The sequence below is a fragment of the Methylocystis sp. B8 genome (genome assembly GCF_005771425.1).
Classification (GTDB): domain Bacteria; phylum Pseudomonadota; class Alphaproteobacteria; order Rhizobiales; family Beijerinckiaceae; genus Methylocystis.
On record NZ_VBTZ01000013.1, the window covers coordinates 15,985 to 41,661 of the forward strand.

At 61.1% G+C, this 25,677-nt stretch carries 28 protein-coding genes; 10 read left to right on the forward strand and 18 right to left on the reverse strand.

The window, feature by feature from the left end; translation table 11 throughout:
- Positions 1-4: 4 nt before the first annotated feature.
- From FEV16_RS15610 to recJ, 5 genes are all read right to left on the reverse strand, one after another.
- Positions 5-1,075, reverse strand: coding sequence for a DNA polymerase III subunit delta' (locus FEV16_RS15610; RefSeq protein WP_138168531.1), 1,071 nt, complete (start codon positions 1,073-1,075; stop codon positions 5-7).
- Entirely contained in the window at positions 1,072-1,749 is a 678-nt protein-coding gene (gene tmk / locus FEV16_RS15615; RefSeq protein WP_138168532.1) for a dTMP kinase, read from the reverse strand. Before tmk ends, FEV16_RS15610 begins: the two co-directional genes overlap by 4 nt.
- On the reverse strand, positions 1,746-2,933 hold the full coding sequence (locus tag FEV16_RS15620) for a D-alanyl-D-alanine carboxypeptidase family protein (RefSeq protein ID WP_138168533.1): 1,188 nt from the start codon (positions 2,931-2,933) through the stop codon (positions 1,746-1,748). The genes tmk and FEV16_RS15620 overlap by 4 nt, the downstream gene beginning before the upstream one ends.
- A gap of 205 nt (positions 2,934-3,138) precedes the next feature.
- Positions 3,139-4,131 carry a septal ring lytic transglycosylase RlpA family protein gene (locus FEV16_RS15630; RefSeq protein WP_171015260.1) on the reverse strand — a complete coding sequence of 331 codons (993 nt, stop codon included), beginning with the start codon at positions 4,129-4,131 and terminating at the stop codon, positions 3,139-3,141.
- A gap of 221 nt (positions 4,132-4,352) precedes the next feature.
- Positions 4,353-6,149, reverse strand: coding sequence for a single-stranded-DNA-specific exonuclease RecJ (gene recJ, locus FEV16_RS15635; RefSeq protein ID WP_138168535.1), 1,797 nt, complete (start codon positions 6,147-6,149; stop codon positions 4,353-4,355).
- Between the two features lie 286 nt (positions 6,150-6,435).
- On the opposite strand from recJ, the gene FEV16_RS15640 reads away from it, so the two are divergent.
- The 3 genes from FEV16_RS15640 to FEV16_RS15650 are packed head-to-tail and all read left to right on the forward strand — an operon-like array spanning position 6,436 to position 9,057.
- The gene (locus FEV16_RS15640; protein ID WP_138168536.1) at positions 6,436-6,840 is read left to right on the forward strand and encodes a hypothetical protein; all 405 of its coding nucleotides are present in this window, start codon (positions 6,436-6,438) and stop codon (positions 6,838-6,840) included.
- Between the two features lie 19 nt (positions 6,841-6,859).
- Positions 6,860-7,825 (forward strand): tyrosinase family protein, encoded by a 966-nt coding sequence (locus tag FEV16_RS15645; protein WP_138168537.1) that lies wholly within the window; start codon positions 6,860-6,862, stop codon positions 7,823-7,825.
- 41 nt (positions 7,826-7,866) lie between these two features.
- Entirely contained in the window at positions 7,867-9,057 is a 1,191-nt protein-coding gene (locus tag FEV16_RS15650) for a hypothetical protein (RefSeq protein ID WP_138168538.1), read from the forward strand.
- 18 nt (positions 9,058-9,075) lie between these two features.
- On the opposite strand, the gene FEV16_RS15655 is transcribed toward FEV16_RS15650, so the two are convergent.
- Complete coding sequence (locus FEV16_RS15655; RefSeq protein ID WP_138168539.1) at positions 9,076-9,768, reverse strand: MarC family protein; 693 nt, start codon at positions 9,766-9,768, stop codon at positions 9,076-9,078.
- Between the two features lie 163 nt (positions 9,769-9,931).
- Between FEV16_RS15655 and FEV16_RS15660 the strand changes: the two genes are divergently transcribed.
- On the forward strand, positions 9,932-10,816 hold the full coding sequence (locus FEV16_RS15660) for an aldose 1-epimerase family protein (protein ID WP_138168540.1): 885 nt from the start codon (positions 9,932-9,934) through the stop codon (positions 10,814-10,816).
- 30 nt (positions 10,817-10,846) lie between these two features.
- Complete coding sequence (locus FEV16_RS15665) at positions 10,847-11,878, forward strand: cysteine synthase A (RefSeq protein ID WP_138168541.1); 1,032 nt, start codon at positions 10,847-10,849, stop codon at positions 11,876-11,878.
- Here the strand turns inward: FEV16_RS15665 and FEV16_RS15670 are convergent.
- On the reverse strand, positions 11,875-12,444 hold the full coding sequence (locus FEV16_RS15670) for a hypothetical protein (RefSeq protein WP_138168542.1): 570 nt from the start codon (positions 12,442-12,444) through the stop codon (positions 11,875-11,877). The genes FEV16_RS15665 and FEV16_RS15670 overlap by 4 nt on opposite strands.
- A gap of 29 nt (positions 12,445-12,473) precedes the next feature.
- Positions 12,474-13,109, reverse strand: coding sequence for a molybdenum cofactor guanylyltransferase MobA (gene mobA / locus FEV16_RS15675; protein ID WP_281404867.1), 636 nt, complete (start codon positions 13,107-13,109; stop codon positions 12,474-12,476).
- 317 nt (positions 13,110-13,426) lie between these two features.
- Here mobA and FEV16_RS15680 point away from each other — a divergent pair, with 317 nt between their 5' ends.
- Positions 13,427-13,702, forward strand: coding sequence for a DUF1153 domain-containing protein (locus tag FEV16_RS15680; protein WP_138168543.1), 276 nt, complete (start codon positions 13,427-13,429; stop codon positions 13,700-13,702).
- Positions 13,703-13,830: 128 nt separating this feature from the next.
- On the opposite strand, the gene FEV16_RS15685 is transcribed toward FEV16_RS15680, so the two are convergent.
- Positions 13,831-14,637: an FkbM family methyltransferase gene (locus FEV16_RS15685; protein ID WP_138168544.1), complete on the reverse strand. Its 807-nt coding sequence runs from the start codon at positions 14,635-14,637 to the stop codon at positions 13,831-13,833.
- Between the two features lie 180 nt (positions 14,638-14,817).
- On the reverse strand, positions 14,818-15,795 hold the full coding sequence (locus FEV16_RS15690) for a UPF0104 family protein (protein ID WP_138168545.1): 978 nt from the start codon (positions 15,793-15,795) through the stop codon (positions 14,818-14,820).
- Between the two features lie 146 nt (positions 15,796-15,941).
- Between FEV16_RS15690 and FEV16_RS15695 the strand changes: the two genes are divergently transcribed.
- Positions 15,942-16,520, forward strand: a complete 579-nt coding sequence (locus FEV16_RS15695) for a Yip1 family protein (RefSeq protein WP_246657379.1) — start codon at positions 15,942-15,944, stop codon at positions 16,518-16,520.
- Here FEV16_RS15695 and FEV16_RS15700 read toward each other — a convergent pair.
- From FEV16_RS15700 to FEV16_RS15725, 6 genes are all read right to left on the reverse strand, one after another.
- On the reverse strand, positions 16,517-16,984 hold the full coding sequence (locus FEV16_RS15700) for a molybdenum cofactor biosynthesis protein MoaE (protein WP_138168546.1): 468 nt from the start codon (positions 16,982-16,984) through the stop codon (positions 16,517-16,519). The genes FEV16_RS15695 and FEV16_RS15700 overlap by 4 nt on opposite strands.
- 1 nt (position 16,985) lies before the next feature.
- The gene (gene moaD / locus FEV16_RS15705) at positions 16,986-17,237 is read right to left on the reverse strand and encodes a molybdopterin converting factor subunit 1 (protein WP_138168547.1); all 252 of its coding nucleotides are present in this window, start codon (positions 17,235-17,237) and stop codon (positions 16,986-16,988) included.
- Positions 17,234-17,842, reverse strand: coding sequence for a CDP-diacylglycerol--glycerol-3-phosphate 3-phosphatidyltransferase (gene pgsA, locus FEV16_RS15710; protein WP_138168548.1), 609 nt, complete (start codon positions 17,840-17,842; stop codon positions 17,234-17,236). The genes moaD and pgsA overlap by 4 nt, the downstream gene beginning before the upstream one ends.
- 81 nt (positions 17,843-17,923) lie before the next feature.
- Complete coding sequence (locus tag FEV16_RS15715; protein ID WP_138168549.1) at positions 17,924-18,313, reverse strand: DoxX family protein; 390 nt, start codon at positions 18,311-18,313, stop codon at positions 17,924-17,926.
- A 12-nt stretch (positions 18,314-18,325) separates the two neighbouring features.
- Positions 18,326-18,934, reverse strand: a complete 609-nt coding sequence (locus FEV16_RS15720) for a malonic semialdehyde reductase (RefSeq protein ID WP_171015261.1) — start codon at positions 18,932-18,934, stop codon at positions 18,326-18,328.
- 19 nt (positions 18,935-18,953) lie between these two features.
- Complete coding sequence (locus tag FEV16_RS15725; RefSeq protein ID WP_138168551.1) at positions 18,954-19,703, reverse strand: tetratricopeptide repeat protein; 750 nt, start codon at positions 19,701-19,703, stop codon at positions 18,954-18,956.
- A 237-nt stretch (positions 19,704-19,940) separates the two neighbouring features.
- On the opposite strand from FEV16_RS15725, the gene FEV16_RS15730 reads away from it, so the two are divergent.
- From FEV16_RS15730 to FEV16_RS15740, 3 genes are all read left to right on the forward strand, one after another.
- Positions 19,941-20,198, forward strand: coding sequence for an acyl carrier protein (locus tag FEV16_RS15730; RefSeq protein WP_138168552.1), 258 nt, complete (start codon positions 19,941-19,943; stop codon positions 20,196-20,198).
- A gap of 141 nt (positions 20,199-20,339) precedes the next feature.
- Entirely contained in the window at positions 20,340-22,172 is a 1,833-nt protein-coding gene (gene ilvD, locus FEV16_RS15735; protein ID WP_138168553.1) for a dihydroxy-acid dehydratase, read from the forward strand.
- A gap of 63 nt (positions 22,173-22,235) precedes the next feature.
- On the forward strand, positions 22,236-24,110 hold the full coding sequence (locus tag FEV16_RS15740) for a CHASE3 domain-containing protein (RefSeq protein WP_138168554.1): 1,875 nt from the start codon (positions 22,236-22,238) through the stop codon (positions 24,108-24,110).
- A gap of 27 nt (positions 24,111-24,137) precedes the next feature.
- Here FEV16_RS15740 and FEV16_RS15745 read toward each other — a convergent pair whose 3' ends face one another.
- Together FEV16_RS15745 and FEV16_RS15750 are read right to left on the reverse strand one after the other, a co-directional pair.
- Positions 24,138-25,127, reverse strand: a complete 990-nt coding sequence (locus FEV16_RS15745) for an NAD(P)H-dependent glycerol-3-phosphate dehydrogenase (RefSeq protein WP_138168555.1) — start codon at positions 25,125-25,127, stop codon at positions 24,138-24,140.
- Positions 25,124-25,675, reverse strand: coding sequence for a phospholipase D-like domain-containing protein (locus tag FEV16_RS15750; RefSeq protein WP_138168556.1), 552 nt, complete (start codon positions 25,673-25,675; stop codon positions 25,124-25,126). Before FEV16_RS15750 ends, FEV16_RS15745 begins: the two co-directional genes overlap by 4 nt.
- Positions 25,676-25,677: the final 2 nt, after the last annotated feature.

Here is a 25,677-nt window from a genome sequence, read left to right on the forward strand (position 1 = left end):
CCGATTAGCCGCCTTCGGCTTTTGCGAGCCTGTCAAAAACCCCAAGAACCAGCGCGCGTTTATCGAAATTGAACACTTCAGTCTCGCGCGCGGCGTCTCGAATCTCGTCCCAGGCGCTGGCGTAGCCGGCGAGTTTGATGGGCGATGCGCCCGCGCCTGCAAGCGCGCGTACACGAGAGTCGAGATGGCGCTGCGTGGCGCGCATGAAAGTCTCATAGGCCGCTTCATTGTCGCGGCCGGTCAGCTTGTCGGCGAGCATATGAGCGCCAAGCCAGTCGACCTGCGGCAGCCGATCAAAAAGCTTTTGCACGACAGCGTCGAAGGCGACGCCGTCGTCCCCGAGCAGCCGCAGCGCCTCCCGCACCGAGCCTTCCGCGCGCGCCGCGGCGACGATGACATCAGACTCCGGGGCATCAGACCAAGGGGCCCCGAGATTCTTGACCGCCGCGATCGTGTCCTCAGGCGAAAGGGGGCCGAGCATGAGTTTCCGGCAGCGAGAGCGGATCGTCGGCATAATGCGTCCAGGCTGATGCGCGACGAGCAGGAACAGCGAGCGTTCAGGCGGCTCCTCAATAAGCTTTAAGAGCGCATTGGCGCTGGCCCGATTGAGATCGTCGGCGCAGTCGACGATGGCGATCCGCCAGCCGCCCGTCCCTGAGGCCTGATGGAAGGCCTGAATGACCTTGCGCACGTCTTCGATGCGAATCTCGGTGAAATGCTTTTTGGTCTTCTCGTTCCAAGCGCGCCGCAGCAGAAAAATATCGGCAAGCGCCATTGAAGCGATTCGGCGCGCCGCTGGATGGTCTTCGGGAACCGCCAGACTTTCAGCCGACTGAACGGACGCCGCGCTCGGTTCGGGATGGGCGAGGAGAAACCGCGCGAGGCGCCAGGCGAGCGTCGCCTTGCCGACGCCTTCCGGCCCGCCGATGATCCAGGCCTGCGCCATCTTGTTGCGGCGATAGGCGTCGAGGAGTTCGCGCTCGGCCTCGACATGACCGAAAAGCGCGAGCGTCTCCCTGGGATGCGGGGCGTCGTCGTAGCGGTCGCTTTTGGGGTTCGCTTCGTCGCGGCTCATTGCGCGGCTTGCGCGGCGTGCGCAAGGAAACGATCGTGAACAAAAGCGCGCACCGCTCGGGCGACGTCATCGACGGACCGGGCGGCATCAATTACGCAGCAGCGCTCCGATTCGCTTTCGGCGATGTCGAGAAACGCCTGCCGCAGCTCCTCGTGAAAGTCCGGCTTCTCGCTTTCGAAGCGGTCGACTTCATCCCCACCGTCCCGCCGTGACGCCGCCCGGGCCAGGCCTTCATGCGCCGGCAGGTCGAGCACGATGGTCAGATCCGGCCGCGTCTCGCCCACCGCCGCTCGTTCGAGCAACGCCAGAGTCTTGGCGTCCACGCCGCCGCGCGCGCCCTGATAGGCGCGCGTCGAATCGGCGAAGCGGTCGCAAAGCACCCATGCGCCGCGGTTCAAGGCAGGCGCGATTAAAGACTCGACGTGATCGGCGCGCGCCGCGGAAAACAGCGCCGCCTCGGCAAGAGGGCCAAGCGGCGCGGCGCGTCCGGAAAGCAGGAAGTTGCGCAGCCTTTCCGCTTTCGGCGTGCCGCCGGGCTCGCGCGTCGTCACCACTTCGAAGCCGCATTCGCGCAAATGCTCGGCGAGCCGGGCAAGCTGGGTGGATTTGCCAACGCCCTCGCCGCCCTCGAAAGTGATGAAGCGGCCTATTTCGGGCGTCGTTTGAAAGGTCATTTCTTGCCGGAGAGTTTCTGGTGGATGGCTGCGGCGGCTGACTCATAAATGGCGTCGAAGGCGCGCCGCGGAAGCGACCCCTGCTCGACCGCTTCGCCGGTCTGCAGCGGCTGTTCGAGCACCACGGCGTTTCCGCGCTTCACCTCGAGATGGCCCACGGTCGCCCCAGCTTCGACCGGCGCGATCAGAGGGCCTTCGTAAACGATCTTGCCCATGAGCCTCTCGTTGGCTCCGCGCGGGAGAAGCACTTTGATGTCTTCCTTGGCTGTCAGCTCCACCGAGCCCTGCGTGCCGCCGTAGACCTGCGCCGGTCCGATGGGCTCTCCGGCTTTGAACAGCTCCTTCTCCTCAAAGTTCCGGAATCCCCATTGCAGCAGTTTGCGCGCCTCTTCGGCCCGCTCTTTGGCGCTCTTTGCGCCGTAAATGGCGACAATCAGGCGTCTGCCGTCCTGGGTGGCTGAGCCCACCATTCCATAACCGCTGTCCTTGTCGATATTGCCGGTCTTCAGCCCGTCGGCGCCAATGCTCATTGTGAGCAGCGGATTGCGATTCTGCTGGCGAATCTTGTTCCAGGTGAATTCTTTCTCGCCGAAATAGGGATAGTATTGAGGGTAGGTCTTGATGACATGCGCCGCGAGCTTGGCCATCTCCCGCGCCGTCACCTTTTGGTCCGGACCGTCCATCCCCCAAGGATTTCCGAACCGTGATTTGGTAAGGCCAAGCTCCGCCGCGCGCTTGTTCATCCGCGTGACGAACGATTCTTCGGCGCCCGCAAGCCCTTCCGCGAGCGTGATCGCGGCGTCGTTGCCGGATTGAATCACGAGCCCCCGGATAAGGTCCTCGACGCGCACGCGGCTATTGAGCGCAAGGAACATCGCCGACCCGCCCGCCGGCGCGCCACCGGTGCGCCAGGCGTGCTCCGAGACGGTGAACTCGTCGTCAAGCTTCAATTTTCCTTCGGCCAGAGCCTGAAAAATCAGTTCCGCCGTAAGAATTTTGACGGTCGACGCCGGCTTGGCGAAATCGTCAGCGTTTTTCTCGAAGAGAACAGTGTTCGTGCCGGCGTCGATCAGAATCGCGCTGGGAGCGCTCGTCTGAAAATTCTGGGCGCGAGCGGACGCCGCGCCGAACCCCGCGAACGCGAGCAGGATGAGGATCAACCATCGCACGGGAAACTTCGACAAGGGCGCGCTTCCCCTATTGACGCCGCAGTGCGGCAGGCGCGGAGAAGATGGCGCGCGACGCCGAAAATTGCAATCGGCGACTTAGAGCGCTTCCCGATCACATGGAATCATGTGATCGATAAGGAATCGCTCAAAATCAAAACGTTGGAGCAGGTTCTCATCGAAAAAGTCTGTCAACTTTTTCGGAACCTGCTTCAGGCCGGCGTCAGTTCGTTTTGAGGGAGTTCAGCGCCTGCCTGACGGATCGAGCCGAAGCTTGACGATCGACAAAGTGCGCGGGTCGCATCGGCGGCAGCGGCGCGACAGCCTCCCTGGCCGTTCGGGTCAGACTGACCGGCCTTTCGTCCACGCCCGCTTCTTCGCGCGATGGAGGAAGCGGCGCGTCGGTCTCGCGCTCGGCATAAGCCAGCGCCTGATAGTCCGACGCCTGCTCGCCCGCATAAGCAGCGCGGGACCAAATCTCCGAAGGCGGCGTCGGCGCATCATCCCGCGCCATTCGCGCCGGCTCGTCATTTGCCGCCATCATCACAGGCGCCGGTTCATCAAGCCGCGCGGGAAGCCCGTCATCACGCAGCGTCGCAAGCAGTTTTTCGTCGTTGTCGCCGGCGAGATCTGCGGGGCCGATCCATTCGACTTTGACTTGCGTGGTGCCGTGCCTGTGGAAATCGAGCGCATGCGCCACGCGCTGCGAGACATCCATAACGCGTCCGCCGTGATAGGGGCCGCGATCGTTCACGCGCACGACGATAGAATGGTCATTGCGCAAATTGGTCACGCGCGCATAGCTCGGGAGCGGCATCGTGGGATGGGCGGCGGAAATTGAGGCCCGGTCGAATATCTCGCCGTTAGCGGTGCGGCGACCATGGAAATCCGAGCCGTACCAGGACGCCGTTCCAATCGCCGAATAGGGCTTTTCACTCGGATAGTAAGTTCGTCCGGCGATCTTATAAGGTTTGCCGACCATGTAGGCGCCGCCGCCTTTCGGCACCTCCTCTCCTTCCGCAATGACACGGGGGCTCGGGCGAACGCCGTAGCGCGGGTCGATCTGGCCAAGGCCAGCCATTCGATGCGAGCCGCTCGACGAACATCCCGCAAGTGCGCCGAGACAGACGAGTGGAAGGAGTTTGCCGAGAGCTTTTGAGCGAAAAATGCGCGTGCGCCGCGTTTCAACGATGTTTGTGGACACGACAGATCGCATCGAGACGGTCCTCGTCATCGCTCCCTAACCCGGCCAGTCCGCAATGAAGCTGCAACGGAATGTCGGCGGAGTTTCTGGGCGATGTATGAAGTTGTCGTTAAACGCGGGGTTACGCTTGCGTCAGCAGGCGTCGCGATTGGGACCAAAATGCGACAGTCGAGCGCTAAAATGGCCTTGCGCAACTAGATCAAAAAAGAGTGTGGCTCGGGCGCCACACCGGATCATTGAATCCGGGCGGCATCCACAATGCGCGTTTCGACGCGTTCAACGCCGCGGAAGACATTGCTTGCGAGTCTCGCTGCAACGTGAAGCTGCGCGCCGTCGCCTTTAAGCAGCGCCTCGCCAAGCGGCGAATGCGCGGCGCGGAAGGCGATGGCGTCGACCATCGCGCCGTCGCGCGAACGCAAGCGCGCGCGCACATGATCGGCGCCGACGGTTTGAGCGAATGCGACCTGCTGTTCCGGGAGAGCAAATACCGGTTCCGGATTGCCCTGTCCGAAGGGTCCTGCCCGCTCGACCCGTCGCAAAAGGTCGAGACACACGCCTCTGCCAGCCAGTGTAGCGTCCAGGAACAGCGCGTCCTCGAGTCGGGCGGCCTCGACCGCCGCTTCGAGCGCATCGTTGAGATAGGCTCGAAAGTCGTCGAGCCGATCGCGCGAGAGAGTCACGCCGGCGGCCATGGCGTGCCCGCCGCCTTTGACCGCAAAGCCAAGATCGACGGCGCGCCGCACCGCCGCGCCAAGATCGACGCCACTTAAACTTCTACCTGAGCCTGTTCCATATTCTCTATTAAAAGCAATAACGAATGATGGTATATTAAAGCGTTCCTTTAAGCGTGATGCGATCAGCCCGACGACGCCCGGATGCCAATGGTGGCCTTCAACGATAAGGCATGACAAGCGGTTCGATCCCGCCAATTGCGCTTCGGCCTGTGCGATCGCCTGCTCCAATGTCGCCCTCTCGACGATCTGTCGTTCGCTGTTCAGTCGATCAAGCTCGGATGCGATGCGTCGCGCTTCCGCACCGTCGGCGAGGGTCAGCAGACGCGCCCCGAGTTCAGCGTCGCCGATCCGACCCCCGGCGTTGATGCGCGGGCCGAGCGCGAAGCCGAGATCGCGGGCGCGCGGCCGGCCATCCAGTCGAGCGACGTCGATGAGCGCGGCGAGTCCTGGACGCGATCGCGCCGCCATCACCATCAAACCTTTGGCGACGAGCGCCCTGTTGAGCCGCGCCAAGGCAGCGACGTCGGCGACTGTCGCCAGCGCAACAAGATCGAGTGAAGCGAGGAGATCTGGCTCGGGACGATGATCGTTCCACCACCCGCACGCGCGCAGCGTTCGGGAAACTCCGATGAGGGCGAGAAAAACGACGCCCGCCGCGCAGAGCGCGCCCTGCCCCGAAAGATCATCGCGCCGGTTAGGATTGACGACGATCGCCTCCGGCAAGACTTCGGTCGCCTGATGGTGATCTAGAACGATGACATCGAGGCCAAGCCCCCGCGCGACGGCGAAAGCCTCGTGACTTGTGGTTCCGCAATCTACGGTGACCAAGAGAGTTGCGCCGCGCGCCGCAAGATCGCGGATCGCGTCGACGTTTGGGCCATAACCTTCGACGATGCGGTCCGGAATATGGAGCAAGGGCTCGGGCGCGCCGGCCGCCCGCCAAAAGTCGACGAGCAGCGCGGAGGAGCAGGCGCCATCGACATCATAGTCGCCGAAGACGGCGATCTGCTCACCCTTTTCGATCGCGTGCGCAAGCCGATCCGTGGCGGCGTCCATATCGCGCAAGGACGAGGGGTCCGGGAGAAGGTCGCGCAGCTTGGGATCTAGATAGCCCGCGGCATCAGCGACGGTGACGCCGCGCCCCGCGATCACACGCGCGAGAAAATCATCGATCCCATGCGTTTGGGTCAGCGCAAGCGCCTGCGCCTCGCCCTTCGCGTCGAGTCGCCCACGCCAACGTCGGCCGAGCACCGAGCGCTCGACGCCCAGAAAGGCCGGAAAGACCGAATCAGACATCACCGCCTCAAAGCCAGTGGCTAAGCCCCGCTGACCCGCGAGGCAAGTTTGTCGACGCAGTTGGGGAGAAACAGTCGCGGGCAAAATAAGCTTGTAATCTCAATTATCTGCCAAATTTGGTTGACATCGTTCTCCATCGGCGGCGTTATGTTCCCGTATAATGTTTTCTATCCAATCCGTTTTGATGAGGCGTTGGGCGCGCCAAAGTCTGTAGATTTTTCGACGACTTACCAGTTCACGAGCGCCTTTGCCGAACTACGTGAAAAAGAATTGAGCGGAGACCTTTATGGAGACCAAAAAGCTCGAGACGGGCGCCGCGCCTCAGAAACTCGGCGAGTATCTCTCAAGAACGCGCGAGAAAGCGCCGATGCACGCCGGTCATGGCGCTGGCGGCGCGCAGTCGGTGCGCAAGGACGACTATCGCGGCCATGAGATAGAAATCGTCACCACTTACAAAATCCTGGTCGACGGAAAGAAAATTCGCGCGCCGCTCGGCGTCGACGCGGCCGGCCGGGTTCATTGTCATTCATTGCCGAACTACCAGACGGCTTCGGCGGTGGACATGGTGCGGGCGCTCATCGACGGCTTTCCCGAGGAGTTCGAACCTAAGCCCACCCAGCGCAAGAGCCGGCCGGCGTCTCGTCGAAAGAGCAGGTCCGCCGCGAAGAAAGGTTCAAAGCACGAGCATTGATTTTTTCAGGAGAGAGACGATGGCCGTCGTCCGAAAAAATATTTCGCAAAACGCAGATGTACGGGATCAATACATTCAAGGCGTCCAATTACTAAAAAAAGAGGCGTCTGGCCGAAAAACCAATGAATTCGGCATTCCAGGCGCGGCGCGCTCAGTCAGCACCTACGATCTTTTCGTCATCTGGCATGTCACCGCCATGATGCTCGAGACGCCGCCTGGCAATCCGGCGGGGCGGAACTCGGCGCACCGCGGACCGGTTTTCGCGCCATGGCATCGCGTGATGCTGATGCTCTATGAGCAGAACCTGCAGCGAGTCCTGAACGATTCGAATTTCGGCCTGCCCTATTGGGATTGGGCGGAAGACGGCGACCTGCCGCAGCAGCAACAGGGCTCGGCAGCAATCTGGAGCGTGGATTGTATGGGCGGACAGGGGAATCCGGTGACCACCGGCCCCTTCGCCTTCCGCCAAAACGATCCCGCCACGTTCAGAGTGCGCATTTCCGTGAACACGGCCGGAGAGCTAAGATCGGTGAACCGCGGCCTTCGGCGCGCCTTCGGCGTCACCGCCGACGCGCTGCCGAAAACGGCGCATGTGACGAATGCGCTCGCACTATCCCCCTATGACATGCCCAGCTGGGACGCCGACACGAATAGTTTCCGCAATCGCATCGAAGGGTGGATGAACGACGACGGCGTTTCAGAGACCTGGCTGCACAATCTAGTCCACGTTTGGGTCGGCGGAGAGATGTTGCTTGGATCTTCTCCCAACGATCCGGTTTTCTTTCTCAATCATTGCAACATCGACCGCCTCTGGGAAAGCTGGATGACGCGAAATGGGCGCGTCTACGTTCCCGATATGACAGCTGGCGCAGATCTTAAGGGTCACCGCATCGACGACCCGATCAGCTCTCCGCTGGGGCGCAGCGCCACGCCGCGCGAGACGCTCGATGTGAGCGCCATCTACGAATATGACGCGCTCCTATGAGCGCCAAAGCCTTTTGATTTTCTATCAACTTCGGATCGGCAATGGCGCTCAAATCCGCTCATATCATCTTCGTGCATGATTTCTTCGGCTGGGGACCTAGAGAGTTCGGACTTCCCTATTGGGGCGACGCTCTCGACCAGATCGGCGAACCATTCTTGGTTCATGAAGCCAAAGTTGGTCCGGTCAGCTCCTTTCACGATCGCGCCTGCGAGCTTTTCGTGCAGATCGGCGGCGGAAGGGTCGATTATGGCGAGCGGCACAGCAGCGAAGCGCGCCATGCCCGGTACTCGCGGGAATATGCCAGCCCTTTTGCGCCTGACTGGTCGGAAGAGAAGCCGGTGATCCTCATCGGCCACGGCGCCGGCGCCCAGACCGCGATGCAGTTGCAGGCGCTGCTCGCCATGGATTTCTGGGGGAGAGGAACGAGCGCGGATTGGATCGAGGGCGTCGTTTGCGTCGCTGGCGCCATCAACGGGTCGTTGCTTCCTTATGGCATTGGATGCGACCGCGAAGATGGACGGCTCAAGCGCAAGCCGAGTCGGCTTATCGCGGAGTCTTTCAATTTCCTCGGAATGGCCGCGGGCGTACCGAGCGCCATGCGCAAGCCATTTGATCTTCATCTCGATCAATGGACGGACGGCGAAGAAGACTCGCGTGAGGCGATGGCGCGTCTTGACGCTGGCGCCTTCGTCGCCGGCGAGGACAATCTCGCCTTCGACATGACGCTTCAGGGCTGCCGAAACGCCAACGCCCGGTTCAGATCGCATCCGGGGACGTATTATCTATCCCTTGTGACGAACGCCACTCATGCGCGCCCTTCAGGCTTTTTCGGCAAGACCTGGCGACCCGACCCGACGATCCACCCCATTCTTTGGCAGCCGGCGCTCTATCAGGCGCAAGAAGCCAATTTCGCTAAGGCGCCGATCGTCGGTTGGGGCGGCGGCTGCCTTGCGCTGCCGAAATGGCGGCCCAATGACGGCGCCGTCAGCGTCGTTTCTCAGCGCTATCCGTTTACGGCGCGGGAAGAGCCTGTGGGAGGCGAAGGCGTCTTCAAACGCCAACGACTCAAGCCGGGACGCTGGTATTATGAATATCTCGACAGAGCGATCGGTCAGCGCTTCGATCACTTTGACGCGGTCATCGGCGCGCAACTCAAACCTTGGGTCCCGGGCCTACGCGACGCGCATAAGGAGATTTATCTGCGGCTCGGCGAGACTCTGCGTAGCCTCTAACCTCCACTTGGGACCTGGTCAGTGCAGTCCGGTGATGCCATGCGTGCGGAGCGCGTCGATCACGCCGCTGAAAACCAGGGACACGCCCATCGCCGAAACGAAGAAGCCCACGATTCGGGTCGCTGCATCTATTCCGAGCGGTCCGAGCGTCGTCGTCAGTCGCGTGGCGAAGACGAGACACGCATAGGTCGCGGCCACGGCGAGAACGATTGCGGTCAGTATCGCGCCGAACGCCAGCGTCTCATGGGAGGACCGCTCGACGACCGCCATCATCCCGAGCACGGTCGCGATCGCGCCAGGTCCGATCATCAGCGGCATCGCAAGCGGCATGAAGGCGATATTGCCGTTCGAACCAGCGCAGCCAAGAGATCCCTCCCCGTTCGACGACGGCAGAAAAAGTTCAAAGCCGATTCGCATCAGCACGATGCCGCCGGCGATACGCACCATGTTCAGCGAGACGCCGAATATTTTTAAGATCACCGCGCCAAAGAACAAAAAGAAGAGGATGAGCAGCAGCGCGTAAAGACAGGCCATGAAGGCCACCCGACGTCGCTCCTGGTCGTCTTTATCGCGCTGGAGCAAAAGAAAGATAGGCAGCACCTCGAAGGGATTGATGATCGCCAGCAGCGTGGTGAAAGTCGAAAAAAAGAGCGTCAGCTCGGTTCTGAAGACGCCGGCGCCGATGTCCGCAATGAGACCGTTGATCGTCATTAGACTTCTTCGCGTTCCAATTTCTGGCTTCTGGCGTGGCGGCGCGCTCCTGGCGCGGCGCGACCCTATTGCGGCGATTGCCGCCTCTCAACCTTCTTTCGCGCGCATATCACTGATTTTCTGGACATTCGCATGGAATGAACGGCGGCCCTAAAATCAGCCCATGACCGAAGTGATTGAGCTCACCCATCTCTGCGGCGATTGCGCCAAGATTTTGACCTTGGGCGCTGAGCTGGCGGCATGGCGTGCCCGCGGAGTCGACATGATCTGGGCGAAAGACCCCAAGATTTGGGACCAGACCGCGCCAGTCCTGTTTCCCGTCGTCGGCTGGACGCGCGACGGCCGCGTGCGCGTCGGCGGTGGAGCCTATCCCCTCGCCCTTCACGGCTTCGCCTGGAAAAAGCGCTTCGACGTCGCCGAGCGGCGTGACGATTATCTGCGACTCGCTCTCGTCGACGACGCCGAGACCCGTGCGCTCTATCCCTTCGCCTTCCGGTTTGAAGTGGAATTTCGGCTCCACGCCGGCGCGCTCGAAAACAGTCTCATTGTCGCGAATATCGACTCGCGGCCGCTTCCCTACGCTTGCGGGCTGCATCCTGCCTTTCGCTGGCCGCTCGCCGGCTCTAGCTCGCCGCACGCGATCATTTTCGAGAAGGAGGAGCGTCCCGAAGTCCCGATCATCGGACCGAGCGGACTTTTTTCGAAGCCCATTCGGAAAACGCCGCTTATTGGCCGGCGGCTGCCGCTCGAACCGGAGATGTTCACGCGCGACGCGCTCTGCTTCTTAAATATCGCAAGCCATAGCCTCGTCTTCGACAATGGCGAAGGCGCGCGTCTTGCGGTGACGCTTGAAGATTTCCCCCATGTTGGTTTTTGGACGCTGCCGCCAGCGCATTATTTGTGCATAGAGCCATGGACCGGCCACGGCGATCCGGAAGACTTCTACGGCGATCTCTACCAAAAGCCCTCGATGCGGATCCTTGCGCCCGGCGAGCGCGCGCGGCATGGCGCGATTTTCGCCTTTGAGCGAGAGGCGTCGGTCGGCTAGGAACGATCCGCCATTTGTCGGGAATCATGAATGACCGTCGCCTCCAGCGTCATCGAAGCCATCGGGCGGACGCCCCTCATCGAATTGCGCGCAGCCTCCAAGGCGACCGGCTGCCGCATTCTTGGCAAGGCCGAATTCATGAATCCCGGCGGCTCCGTTAAGGACCGCGCGGCGCTATCCATCGTAGAAGACGCGCGCGCGAAGGGATTGTTGAAGCCGGGCGGCGTGATCGTCGAAGGCACGGCCGGCAACACCGGCATCGGCCTCGCGCTCGTCGCAAACGCGCTCGGCTTTCGCACCGTGATCGTCATCCCCGAGACGCAGAGCCAGGAAAAGAAGGACATGCTGCGGCTGCAAGGCGCGCAGCTCGTCGAAGTGCCGGCCGTCCCCTACGCAAATCCCAACAATTATGTGAAGCTTTCCGGACGGCTTGCCGAGCGGCTCGCCAAGGAAGAGCCGAACGGCGCCGTCTGGGCGAATCAATTCGACAATGTCGCGAACCGTGTCGCGCATCTCACCACGACTGGCCCCGAGATTTACGAAGCGCTGGATGGCGCGGTGGACGCCTTCATTTGCGCCTGCGGGACAGGCGGCACGCTCGCCGGCGTCGGCATGGCGCTCAAGGAGAGAAATCCGGAAGTGAAGATCGGTCTCGCCGATCCATTCGGCGCGGCGCTCTACTCCTATTACACGACCGGCGAGTTGAAGGCCGAAGGCTCGTCGATCACCGAAGGAATCGGCCAGGGCCGCATTACCGCCAACCTTGAGGACGCGCCGGTCGACGTCGCCTACCGCATACCGGACGACGAGGCGCTGCGGGTCGTCTTCGGCCTCGCCGAGCAGGAAGGATTGTTGCTGGGCGGCTCTTCCGGAATCAATGTGGCCGGCGCGATCCGCCTCGCCCGCGATATGGGGCCGGGCAATACGATTGTGACCGTGCTGTGCGACGGCGGCGCAAGATACGCGTCAAAACTCTTCAACGTTGAGTTCCTGCGCAGCCAGAACCTGCCGACGCCGCCCTGGCTCGAAAGCGCGATCGAGATCGATCCGGGCTTCGTTTAGCCCTCGACGGTTTCGACGGGGGCCATTGCCGCGGGGCGCTCAGCCTCGTGCTGCGGAACGAAATTCTCGCGACGCACGAAGAGCACTTTTTGCAGCTCTCTCTCCCCGATCAGCTTGGCGAATTCGCGATAGAAGAAAAATGGGATCAGCGCGGCGAAGGTGACGAGCCCGACGGAAAGTAGGGTGCGCAGATTATCGAGGTTCACGGCTTCATGGTCGGCGTGAGCCGGCCAAAAATGATCGAGCAGCGCCTGCTCCCCGATGTCCATGCCGATAAGCAGCAAGCTGAATAGCAGCGATTTGAGCAGGATGGGCGTGATCAGCGGCTTGTTGTCGAAGACGCGCCAGACTCCAAATTTGTTGGCGACAAAAAGCACCTTGGCGAAAGCAAGCGCCTTCGCCACAGCGAAGCCCTGATGCTGCACGATATGCGCCTGCGATAGAACAATCGATTTGTGCACGCCGAGCACGGCGAGCAGGAACCACACGTACAAGAAGATGGGAAGGAAGGCCTTGGCCTCCTCCTCGGCTTTTTCTTTAAACCCCTTTGTCGCTTCGACGCTCATCTCGCCCCCATGCGGCCGGCGTCACAACTTTAGCCGCGCGACTCCGCCTTGGCTATCACGGCGGCGCGCACCAGATCTTCCGGCCTGTTGACGTTGAAGAAGGGATCGTAAGGCTCGACTGGCCATTCGACGACGACATTTGCGAAGCCTCCGATGAAGGCCGACACCTTGCGCTCGCCTTTTTCGACGAGCGCGCGGCGCAGGTCTTCCCGGAGCGCGACCGGCCACAGCGCTACCGCATGGTGGGTTCGCCCATCGGACGCCGCGACGGCGATATCGGCGCCCGCGCGGCTTCGCGCGGCGTCAAGCCGCGACACGAGATCGGCTGGCAGGAATGGCGTGTCGCCTGGCGCGCTCAGCACATGCGCCGCGCCTCGGTCCGCGGCAAAATCCATCCCGGCGAGAACGCCAGCGAGCGGTCCGGCAAAATCCTCAATGCTGTCAGCGACAACCGGCAGTCTGAAGCGCGCAAAGCGCGCAGGATCGCCATTGGCGTTGATCGCGAGAAGCCTGCACTGCGGCTTCAAGCGATCGATGACATGCTGAAGGATGGGACGGCCTTCGATCTCGACGAGCGGCTTGTCGCCCCCTCCCATCCGCCGCGCCAGTCCGCCGGCGAGGATAATGCCGATGCAGTCGTTGCACGGTCCGGGTTCGCTTATCACAACTTCTCTCGAAGAGTTGACTCAGTTAGCGACGCTTTTTTTGAGCTTTGCCAAATCAATACGATCGGGGGTTAGAATTCGTAAACCTTACAGGTTCGAAGCATGACGCGCGGCGCAAGCAAATCGGGGCAAAATAAGGACGCAACTGTGGTATTGAGGGTCCAACGCATGATGCGCAAAGTCTCCCTGAGGCGGCATCTCCCTAAAATTTAGTTTATTTTCCATTGCTTATGAAGGCTGTTCGTTTAGGCAATTCTTAAAGCGGCGGCTTTATAAGAATCGCTACTATGTGGCTGTTTGAGTAGCGAGTGAGTGAGATGACCGAGACGCTCCGTCCCCGTGTCAAATATGTGATCGGGCCCGATGGCAGTCCGCTGACCATTGCGGATCTCCCTCCGGCCTCTACCAAGCGCTGGGTCATTCGGCGCAAGGCGGAAGTCGTCGCCGCGGTGCGTGGCGGCCTTCTCTCGCTCGATGAAGCCTGCAGCCGCTACACGCTGACAGTCGATGAATTTTTGAGCTGGCAGATGTCAATCGACCAACACGGTCTTGCCGGGCTGCGCACCACACGTCTTCAGCAATATCGCATGTAGCCGCTACAGCGCCGAAGAACTTGGAAAGCCTACCCAAAACGATAGCGCTTTCGCTGTTGTCGCGACGGCGTTTTAACTGTTGATTAACGACGCTGACGGACCGCGCTATTTGCACAAGCGAGGTCTACTCATGCGTTGCCTGAAAATACTCTCACGTTAGTTCGGACCCACGAAAGCCAATTGCGCAGCCAGACGCCGAGACTCATTTTTTCTTTGTTCTTACGGCAGGCGTCCAATTGGACGCCCATCTGCATCATACGATCGACAAAAAAGTCGTCGAAGACATTCGGCGGAGTCGCGAAGTGCTTCCGCAAATCGGCGTGTTCGGATGCGACGTAGAAACGATTGAGTCCGTCGAAATAGGCGAATTGGTAATCGGAAGCCAAGATGTGCGGCTCCCACGTTTCGTGCGACTCGTCTCTCGTCCTAGGCAGCGTTGATTCCACGACCACGATCCATGGCCGAAATCGCTTGAGATCGAAGCCATTGATCACGTCCGCCTCGGCGCCCTCGCAATCGATCTTCAGGAAATGCACTTCCTGTGGACCTAATTCCTCGAAAATGCGGTCCAACGTGCGCACTTCGACTTCGACTTCTTCATGCTGGTGATCTGGGTGTTCGTGCCGGGAGGCGATGTCGGGATTCAGTGTCGACATGCCGGTGCCGTGGATCATCGTCATCGACGCGCGTCCTGGCCGAGAACCGACGGCGACGCGCATATTAGAATCGCGGGGTCGGCGTGCGCTCAGGCGTTCGAAATAGTGTGGGTTCGGCTCGACGTTTACGCCACTCCAGCCGCGCTCGTAAAAATGGCGCGTCACCGACTCGAGGTCAGGGTCCCAGGCGCCAACATCGACATAGAACCCCTTCGCAATGTCAGTGAACGCACGCTCAAGCATGACGTCTTCGAAGTTCTGCGCATAAGAAATCCACATCTTGCCGCGTCCCGCATCTAAACAAGCGTGGCAGTCTAAGCAGAAACAATGCGTTATAGCAAAACTCCAGCGATATAATCACATTAGCTAACGGCTTATCGTGCGACTAAGGCCCGGGCGTCTAAAGTTTGACTCCTCGCCTCGCGCTAATGTGGAATGCTCACGATCCCGGCGGTATTTTTACGGCTGCTCCTCCACCCCGCGCCAGCGCTCGATGAGTTTCTTGCGTTCGAAAAGAGCGACGACGACAAGCGCGATCAGAAGCGGGATGATGAGATAGAAGAGCCTCCAAACGAGCAGCGCAGCCAGAACTTTCAGCCGCGGCACGTCCGGCATAATCTTGATGAACAGAAGCTCAAAGACCCCGAGCCCGCCCGGCGCATGGGAGACCAGAGCCGCGGAGAAGGACAAGAGAAACGCGCCGAGCACGACGAGATAGCCGGGGTTTCCCTGCTCCGGCAGCGCGAAATAAATGATGCCGGCAGCGCCGATAAGCTCCAGAGGCGCCGCGAAGAGCTGGCGCAGCATGATGCCGGGACGCGGATAAAGAATCTCGAAACGTCCCAATAGATGGATCGGGCGAAAATGCATGAGCGAGCCGATAATATAGAGAACGACGAAGCTCAGGCACGCCAGACCGACGCCAAGCGCAGTATGCGGGTTGGTGAGGACATCCGGCAGGAAACCCGACAGGCGCTGCATCAGCGCGGGATCATATGTCAGCAAGAGACCGGCGAGCAGCACGTTGCCGAAGCCAAACGTATAGGAGCAGAGGACGACAAGCGTCGCCACTTGCGCCGCTGTCAGGCCCTTCGTGGAATAGGCGCGGTAACGCACCATGGCGCCCGAAAAGACGCTTGCTCCAATGTTGTGCGACAGGGCGTAGGTCGTAAATGAGCAGACCGAAATAAACAGCCAGTTGATATGTTTGACGCCCAGATGGAGCAGCGCGATGCGGTCGTACCAGGCGAGCGCCGCATAGGCGATAAGCGTCGACACGCCAGCGAGCAAATAGTGGCTCGTCGGAATGGCCCTCAGATTGGCCCAAACCTCGGCGCCTACCGATTCTCCTCTAAATTCGCGATAGAGAAGAAAGAAAGAGGCGACAACCGCGATGAGGCCCACCGTCGGCCAAAAATATTCCAGCAGTTTTCTCATGCGGCCTATCGCGTTAGATTTCACCGTCGATCATCGAACCGGCCGCAGCTGGCTCATTCTCCCTCGCATGGAGGACCCGCCGCCCGCAAGCCCGGCTCATGGCCGCCCCGATAATTAGCGCTTGCGGCAAATCGATGGAGGCTGGAATGCAGTTGCTCTCGCGGGTTAAGGGCTTGATCCTGACGCCGCAGTCCGAGTGGGCGAAGATTTCGGAAGAGGATACGTCCGTCCTCGAACTCTACCGCGGTTACATCGCGATATTGGCGCTGCTTCCGCCTTTTGCGAGCTTTTTTGGCTCTTGGCTCTTTGGCGTTTCGTATGGCGGCTCGGGCGTCATGCATCCGACGTTCTCCGGCGGGCTCTATCGCGCTTTCGTTCAATATCTGCTCAGCCTGCCGGCGTTCTTTATCGTCGCCTTCGTCATTTCGGCCATCGCGCCGCATTTCGAAGGAAAAACCGACGACCGACGCGCTCTGCTGCTCACCGCCTATTCCTACACGCCGGTCTGGCTCGCTTCGGTCTTTGGTTTAATTCCCGGTCTTCGCTGGCTCGACGTACTAGGCTTCTATGGAATCTATGTTTTTTCCGTCGGCCTGCCGACCATGATGCGCGTGCCGAAGGAAAATCTCGACGTCTTCACCCTCGCAACTCTATTTCTGGTCGTCGGAACCGTGGCGTTGCACGGCTGGGTCGTGCATCTGATCGCGCCGCAACAGTTGTTTTAACGCCAGCGCTCAGCGGCGGAATCGTCTTCGGATTTCGCTGAAACCCAATCGCCCGGCGCGCTACCAGCACGCTGCTCCTTTTTCCAGAAGGGCGCGCGGGTCTTGAGATAGTCCATTAAGAATTCCGCGGCGGCGAAAGCGTCAGCGCGATGACGCGCCGCCGTGAGCACGAACACGATCTGCTCCCCAGGGCGAATTCGGCCGAAGCGATGAATGACGGTGAGCCCCTGCAGCGGCCATCGCTCGATCGCCTCGCCGGCGACGCGAGAGATCTCGGCCTCAGCCATTCCCGGATAATGTTCGAGTTCCAGCGCCTCGAGCGTATTGTCTTCATCGCGGCAGAGACCGATGAAGCTCACGAGCGCGCCGATATCCTTCCGGTCTTGCGTGAGCAGCGCCTGTTCGTGGGCAACGTCGAAGTCGTCCGCCTGCACGCGCACCGACGGCGCCGGCTGCGACGTCATATCAGCCGCCCGTCATGGGTGGGAAAAAGGCTACTTCGCGCGCGGCGCCGATCGGCGCGTCCGCCGCGGCATGCCTCTTATCGACCGCTGCGCGGATCGTCGCCGGATTGGCGAAAGCCGCCGCATAGCCATCGCCGCGCCGAGACAACCATTCGATCAGTTGACGCACGGTGACGACTTCGCCCGGCGGCGCGATTTCTTCTTCCGAAAGGCCGATGCGCTCGCGCACCCAAGCGAAGTAGAGCGCTTTCATCCCGCTTCGTCTTCCCCAAAATGGTCCCAGGCCGACTGGAGATAATCGAAACCGGTATAGAGAGTCAGGATCGCGGCGGCCCATAAGAGCGTCGCGCCGATTTTGACCGTGCCCGGAAGGATGACCTCGCCCGCGGGTCCGGCGATCAGGAAGCCCAGCGCCACGAGTTGGGCCGCAGTTTTCCACTTGGCGATGGCGGACACCGGCAGCCGAACCTTGAGCTCCGCCAGGTGCTCCCGCAAACCCGACACGAGGATTTCGCGGCACAAAATGATGATCGCCGCCCACATCGTCCAGCCGGCGAGAGTCTGGTCGGCGACAAGCGCCATAAGGGTCGTCGCAACGAGAAGCTTATCGGCGATAGGATCGAGCATGCGACCGAGCGGCGAGTGCTGCTGCCAGATCCTCGCAAAATAGCCGTCGAGAAAATCCGTCACGGCGGCGGCGATGAACACGCCGAGGGCCGCCCATCGCGCCCAATGCTCAGTAAAGCTCAAAAGCAGGCCTGCCACCACCGGAACGGCGACGACGCGGCCATAGGTCAGCAGATTGGGCAGCGCCAGCGCTTGCGACCGACGCTTGGCGGTGACAGCCGTTTCGGACATACGCCAAGGGAATATGTTCCCGGCGGCCAATGTCAATAGAAAGGGCAGCCCTGTTACTTCAGCGGCTCTCGGTTCGCGGCGTCACTCGCGGTCGAGTGCGAAAGCTCCCGGCCCCGCCGCCGCAAAAAACAGAAAAACAAAGCAGTAGAGCGCCGCAAGCTCGCCTTTGTTGAGGATTGGCCAGAAATCCTGACCGGCGTGGAAAAAGAAATAAGCGACCGCCATTTGGCCTGCGAGGATGAAGGCGACAGGCCGGGTGAAGAGGCCGATCAGCATCAGCAATCCGCCGACGAGTTCGAGCACGCCGGCCGCTCCTAGGAGCGAGAACAAATTCAAACCATCGAACATCGCAACATGGGGGACGCCGAAGAGCTTTGCCAAGCCGTGCTGCATGAATAGCAGAGCGGCTACGATGCGAAGGAGGCCTTGCGCGTGAGGAGCGAAGCGCTGGGGGATAATCCGCAGAGTCATAGGGTTGGCCTCCTAAAGAATGCTGGAGATCTCCTCGAAGGCGAGCCGCGGGCCGCGAGGATAGAGCTTTGCAGGATCACCATATCCAATGTTGATCAAAAAATTCGATTTTATCTGCGTACCTTGGAAGAATTCCGCGTCGACCTTGGCCCTGTCGAAGCCGCTCATCGGTCCGCAGTCCAAACCAACCGCGCGAAGCGCGAGAAGCAGATAGGCGCCCTGCAGCGAGCCATTGCGGAAAGCTGTTTCTTCGATCAACGGCCCATTGCCGATGAACCAGGAGCGGGCGTCCGTCGCCGGATAAAGGTGCGGAAGTTTCTCCGGAAAATCGAGATCGTAGCCGACGATCGCGGTCGCGGGCGCGGCCATGGTCTTTGGCCGGTTGGAGTCGGACATCGCCGGCGCGAGCCGCGCCTTTGCCTCCGGCGTGCGTACGAAAATGACGCGCATGGGCGAGCAATTGGCGCTTGTCGGCCCCCATTTGGCGTAGTCGACGGCGAGTTCGAGCAGGCTATCCGGCACTTCTTTGGGAAGCCAGCCGTTGTGTGTTCGCGCCGCCGTAAAGAGCTGCTCAAGCGCTTCAGGCGCAATCGGACCTGCGGCCTGCCTGTCGGTCGTCATCACTCTCCCCCGGAAGCGTTTAGATGTCGCGCCCCTCGACTTCGAGACGCAGGCGTTCCTCGCTCTTGCGAAGCGAATCCTGCTGGGGCGAGATCGCAAGCGACTTTTGATAGGCCGCGAGCGCGCCTTTCTTGTCGCCAGACCTTTCTTTGAGCCCGCCGAGAGCGGCAAAAGCGTCGAAGCGTTTTGGCTCGAGCGTCGCCGCAGTCTCGAGGTCCGCGATGGCGCCGCCAGTATCGCCTTGCTCAGCCCGCACTTTGGCTCGCTGGACGTAACCTTCGGACCACTGCGGTGAGAGCGCGACGATATAGTCGAGAAGATTCAGAGCGAGAGTTGGCGCTCCAGCCGCATCTGCCGCAAGAGCGCGTGCGGCAAGCAGATTCATCGTGTCCGACTCGGAGTGCGACCAGCGGCTGATAATCGCCGCGGAGAGGCCCTGAGCTTCTCGTTCGTCTTCGGCTTGCTCCAGACGCAGATAAAGCCGCGCCATCTCTTCGGCGCGCCGCTCGGCCGGATCCTTAGGCAGCGGAGGCGCCGCTGCCCGAGAGCGCTGTTCAGAATCGAAATCGCCCCCGCCCTGCCCGGGAGGCAGGCTGCGCATCCCAGGCGGCAAGGGAATTCTTCCAATCCCCGGAATGAAGAGGAAATCGCCGCCCTCTCCAAATGATTCGATCGACGGCCCCCCCGACTCGTCCGCGAGCGTCAGGCTAGCGGGCAAGGCTGCCAAAAAGACGACAATCGACAGTGGAAGAAGCGGCGGCGTTCGCATTGCCGCTAACATAGCGCGATTAAACAGAAACAACCACAGCATCAGGCTCGGCTGCGCATTAGATTAACCATTTGTAAGCCAAAACGCGACGCCAGTCCTTTGAATTCATCCTACGTTCAGGCGAGGCGCCCGAATTCTTTCTGCACTAGTTAGGATTGTTAGGAACCAACCGCGCTTATCGCGCCAACAACGCTGCAGCCCCGCACTTTAGGCGTGGAGCTCTTGGAGTTGGAATCGATGATGGATACGATACGCCGTCTGTTGCAAGAGAACGGCCGTCTGCATACGCCGGTGCAACAGTTGTCGGATATGGATGACCTTTACAGCGCAGGACTGACGCCTTTCGCCGCCATTCGCACGATGCTCGCGCTCGAAGAAGCCTTCGACATAGAATTTCCGGTCGGAATGCTGCGCCGGCAAAGCTTCGCGTCGATCGGCGCCGTTTGCGATTGTGTCAACCAACTGGTGACGTCGGCCCAACGCCGCGCTGCTTAGCTAGTTAAAGCCGCGCGGAGATTACGCGCCTCGAAGGGCGCTGTGCGGGTCAGCGCCGCCCACGGTTGCAGCGATGTCCTCGCTGCGCTAGTCGTCCTGAAGAAAGGCTCGAACGCCGAGCCTTGCGACGACGAGAATTCAATGCCTCCCTATCGTTCACGCACGACGACCCACGGCCGCAACATGGCGGGCGCACGCGGCCTGTGGCGTGCGACCGGCATGAAGGAGGAGGATTTCGGCAAGCCGATCATCGCTGTCGCCAATTCCTTCACCCAGTTCGTCCCGGGTCATGTGCATTTGAAGGATCTCGGCCAGCTTGTCGCCGCCGAGATTGAAAAGGCGGGCGGCGTCGCAAAGGAGTTCAACACCATCGCGATCGATGACGGAATCGCCATGGGCCACGACGGAATGCTCTATTCCCTGCCCTCGCGCGATCTCATCGCCGACAGCGTCGAATATATGGTCAACGCGCATTGCGCCGATGCGCTGGTCTGCATCTCGAATTGCGACAAGATCACGCCGGGCATGTTGATGGCGGCGCTGCGCCTCAACATTCCAACAGTCTTCGTTTCCGGCGGTCCTATGGAAGCCGGCAAGGTCGTGCTCGCTGGCAAAGAGCATGCGCTCGATTTGGTCGACGCGATCATCGCCGGCGCCGACGATACGGTCAGTGAAGCGGACGTCGCCACGATTGAACGCTCCGCCTGTCCGACATGCGGATCCTGCTCGGGCATGTTCACGGCGAACAGCATGAACTGTCTGACTGAGGCGCTTGGTCTGTCGCTCCCCGGCAACGGGTCGACGCTTGCGACTCACGCGGATCGTCGCCGCTTGTTTGTCGAAGCCGGCCATCTCATCGTCGATCTCGCGCGTCGTTATTATGAGCAGGATGACGAAAGCGTGCTCCCGCGTTCGATCGCGACGTTCGAAGCGTTTGAAAACGCCATCACGCTCGACATCGCCATGGGCGGCTCCACCAACACTGTGCTGCATCTTCTCGCGGCGGCGCATGAAGCGCAGGTCGATTTCACCATGGCCGACATCGACCGGCTATCGCGGCGCGTGCCGGTTCTATGCAAGGTCGCGCCGTCCGCGCCCGACGTTCACCTTGAAGACGTGCATCGCGCCGGCGGGGTCATCGCCATTCTTGGAGAGTTGCTGCGCGCCGGGCTGCTGCACGGCGATCTTCCCACAGTTCACAGTCCTACGATCAGCGACGCGGTGGCGCGCTGGGATATCGCCGTCACGCAAAGCGAGACCGCGCGCTCATTCTTCCGCGCCGCTCCCGGGGGCGTGCCGACGCAAGTCGCGTTCAGCCAGGAGCGCCGATACAAGGAGCTCGACGACGATCGCGAAAAAGGCGCGATCCGGGATGTGGCGCACGCCTTCTCGAAGGATGGCGGCCTCGCCGTGCTCACAGGCAATCTCGCCATCGACGGCAGCATCGTGAAGACGGCCGGAGTCGACGAGTCGATCTTGAAGTTCTCCGGCCCCGCGAAGGTCTATGAAAGTCAGGACGCCGCAGTGTCCGGCATTCTTACGGGCGACGTAAAGGCTGGCGACGTCGTGGTCATCCGTTATGAGGGTCCGCGCGGCGGACCTGGCATGCAGGAAATGCTCTACCCAACGAGCTATTTGAAATCGAAGGGACTCGGCAAAGTCTGCGCGCTTGTCACTGATGGACGATTTTCCGGCGGCACCGCTGGGCTTTCCATCGGCCATGTCTCTCCCGAGGCTGCCGAAGGCGGCGCGATCGCTTTGGTTAAAGACGGCGACAGCATCGAAATCGACATTCCGGCGCGCACGATTACGCTTGCCGTTAACCAAGACGAATTGACGGCGCGTCGCGCCGAACTGTCCGCCAAAGGCTTCGCGCCGGCAAAGTTAAGGCCGCGTAAAATCACAACGGCGCTGCGCGCCTACGCCTCGATGACGACGAGCGCGGCGAAGGGCGCGGTCCGACAGGTCCCTTGACCTTTCGCAATTCTCGCGTGCGTCGTAGACTGACCCGCGCATTCTACCCGTCGCCGGAACAAAATGTCTCCGTCACGCAAATTCGTCGCCTCCGGACTGTTTGGCATCGTCCTGGGATTCGCGGTGCTTGCGCTTGCCAGCTATGTCGCTGTGCACGCCGAACTCCAGCGCCGATCAGCAGGCGCATGGCTGCGCCACACGATTCAGGTGCAAAGCAATCTTTACCAGCTTTACGGTTTGCTGCAGGCCGCTGAGAGCGGCCAACGCGGCTTCATCATCACTCAAGACGAGCGCTATCTCGACGCATGCACCGAAGCAACGAGCAAGCTGCCTGCCATTCTCGACGAACTTTCTGATCGCGTCGGAGACAATCCCAAGCAGCTCCAAGCAATCGCCGAGATGCGGACGCTGCTCGGCGAAAGGCTCGAGATTATCGATGAGGTGCTCGCCGATGTGCGCGCAAGGCGGCTCGAAAAGGCCGTTCAACTCATCAAGTCCGGGCGCGGAAAGGCGCTGATGGACCGGCTCCGAGTCATCATCCATACGATGAACGAGAGCGAAGAAAATTTGCTCGAGTCGCGCGAGCGCGATCTCAATGCAGCGGGCGGCCAGTTCGACGCGGCCGTTTGGGCCCTAGGCGGCATAATCTTCGCGCTTGGCGCTTTTTCACTTCTCAACGCGCAAAAACAGATGAAGGCGATTGAGACGTCGCGCGATTCGCTAAAGGCCGCCTACGACCAGTTGATTGGGGAAACCACGCGTCGCGAAGCGCTCGAGTCCCAGTTACGGCAATCGCAGAAGCTCGAAGCGATTGGCCACCTAACTGGAGGCATCGCGCATGACTTCAATAATATGCTTGGCGTCATCGTCTCGAGCCTTCATCTGTTACGCCGCAAGCTTGCCGGCTCGGATGGCCAATACGCCCAACTGATCGACTCGGCGATGGACGGCGCAGATCGCGCCGCTGCTATGGTGCGCAGGCTCCTGGCCTTCTCGCGGCGCCAGCCTTTGTCTCCGCGGCCGCTTGACGCCAATAAGTTCGTCGCCAGCATTTCCGACATGGTGCGCCGAGCGCTTGGCGAAAAGATCGAGCTCGAAACCGTTCTTGCCGGCGGCCTGTGGACAGCGAAAATCGATCAGCACGAATTGGAAAGCGCAATCGTCAACCTTGCAGTCAATGCGCGCGACGCGATGCCTAACGGCGGCAAGCTGACGATCGAAACGGCCAATTGCTATCTTGACGACGCCTACGCCACGGAGAACCAAGACCTGAAGCCGGGTCAATATGTGATGATCGCCGTCACCGACACTGGCCAGGGCATGTCGCCGGAGGTCATCTCGCAGGCCTTCGATCCGTTCTTTACGACGAAGCCTTCCGGCAAAGGCACAGGACTCGGGCTCTCACAGGTTCATGGCTTCGTCAAACAGTCGGGCGGCCACGTCAAAATCTATTCCGAATCCGGACGCGGAACATGCATCAAACTCTATCTTCCGCGCTTCAATCACGTGGGAGCGCCCGCCGTAATATCCGCGACGACTCCAAGGCCGCTCGATCTCCCGCTTGGAACTCCAGAAGAAGTCGTGCTCCTCGTCGAGGACGATGACACGGCGCGCCGCGTCACGGCGCAAGGCGTGCGAGAATTGGGATACACAGTTTTGGAGGCCGAGAACGGGCGCGCGGCGATCGACATTATTCGCCAACGCGCCGATATCGCCTTGCTGCTCACTGACGTCGTTATGCCGGACATGGACGGCGCCCGTCTCGCGCGCGAGGCGGTCTTTCGCCGGCATAATCTGCGTGTGCTGTTCATCACCGGATATACGCGCAACGCCATCGTGCACAACGGCGTTCTCGACCCTGGCGTCAAGTTGCTGACCAAGCCCTTCACTTTGGAGCAGCTCGCCATCAAGATGCGAGAGATCTTAAACGGGAAGTAGCAGAACGCGATTCTGCGTGGTCTGGAATCAGTCTTCAGCTTTGAGCGGACGCGCCAAAAGCGCTTCGATGGCGCCGTTGACGCTGAGCCGCGCGGAAAGAATGGCGTCGACAGCCTCGGCGATCGGCAGTTCGACGTCATGCGCACGCGCCATTTCAACCAGGACGCGCGCCGTAAAGGCGCCCTCCGCAAGCTTGCCGTGCGTCGCGTCTTTCACCGCCTCCCCCCGACCCAGCGCCTCGCCGAGCGCAAAATTACGCGATTGCGCCGAACCGCAAGTGAGCACCAGGTCGCCCAATCCGGAAAGGCCCATCAAGGTCTCCTGACGTGCGCCGAGCGCGCGCCCAAGCCGCATCAACTCGGCAAATCCGCGCGCAATGAGCGCCGCCTGCGCGCTGGCGCCAAGCCCGCGGCCGTGGCTCATCCCTGCGGCAATGGCCAGGACGTTTTTCGCAGAGCCGCCGATCTCGACGCCGCGCACGTCAGTAGAGCGATAAAGTCGGAACGTCTTCGTCGAAAGCTCTTCGCAGAGGCTCCGAGCCAGCGCCTCGTCATGCGCCGCAAGAGTGACCGCCGTCGGAAGACCTCGACATACATCCACCGCAAAACTTGGACCCGAAAGCACAGCAACGCTGGCCTGAGGCAGTTCGTCACTCGCGACTTCGCTTAGAAATTTGCGGCGGTCGCGTTCAATGCCCTTGGCGCAAATCACGAAGGCGGCGCCGTCGCGCATATAGGGCCGCGCAGCCCGCGCCGTCGTGCGGATCGCTTGTGCGGGCGTAACAGCGAGAACGATGTCCGCTTCGCGCAAAACCGAGATGTCGCTCGTCGGCGCGACGGCGGCGGCGAGCGGCAACCCTGGCAAGCGGCGCTTGTTCTCGCGGTCGCGCATGAGCATTTCGGCGGTCTTCGGATCGTGCGCCCATAGCGGCACGCGCGGGCGACCCTGAGCGGCGACATTGGCGAGCGCAACGCCCCATGCGCCCGCTCCGAGAACCGCGACCGCCGCTCGCGTCATCTTAAGCCTACCGGCTGATTATCGGGACGCGACCAAAGCCTCTCGAAAGCATCGCGAAATCGCGCCGCCGCATGAGGGCTCTCGATCACGATCAGATCATTGTCCTGATAGACTTCGCCGGAGATGCTGAAATTCGCCGAACCGCTGCGCAACACCCGACCGTCCACCTGATATGATTTGAGATGCATCAGATCGCGCGAGCGGCCTTTGCGGCGCACCTCGACATTGGGCGCGTCGGCAATCTCCTCGATCGCTGAAGCGCCGCGTCCCCTGTCTTCTCCGTCAAGATAGATGCGCACTTTGACGCCGCGCATGGCCGCGCGGCCGAGCGCGCTCATGAGAGACCGGTCGGTCAAAACATAGGCCGCCATGTCGATCGAGTGACGCGCTTCGCCGATGAGTCGCGCGTCGACCGAGCCGAAATCTTCGCCCGGACCGTAGAGCACGCGCACGCCCGCGAAGGTCGGCTCTTCGGCGAGGAGTCCGGCAGGCTGGGGCGTCGGCGCGAGCGCCATGGCCCCTAGCGCCGTTAGAAAAAGCACTCGCATCG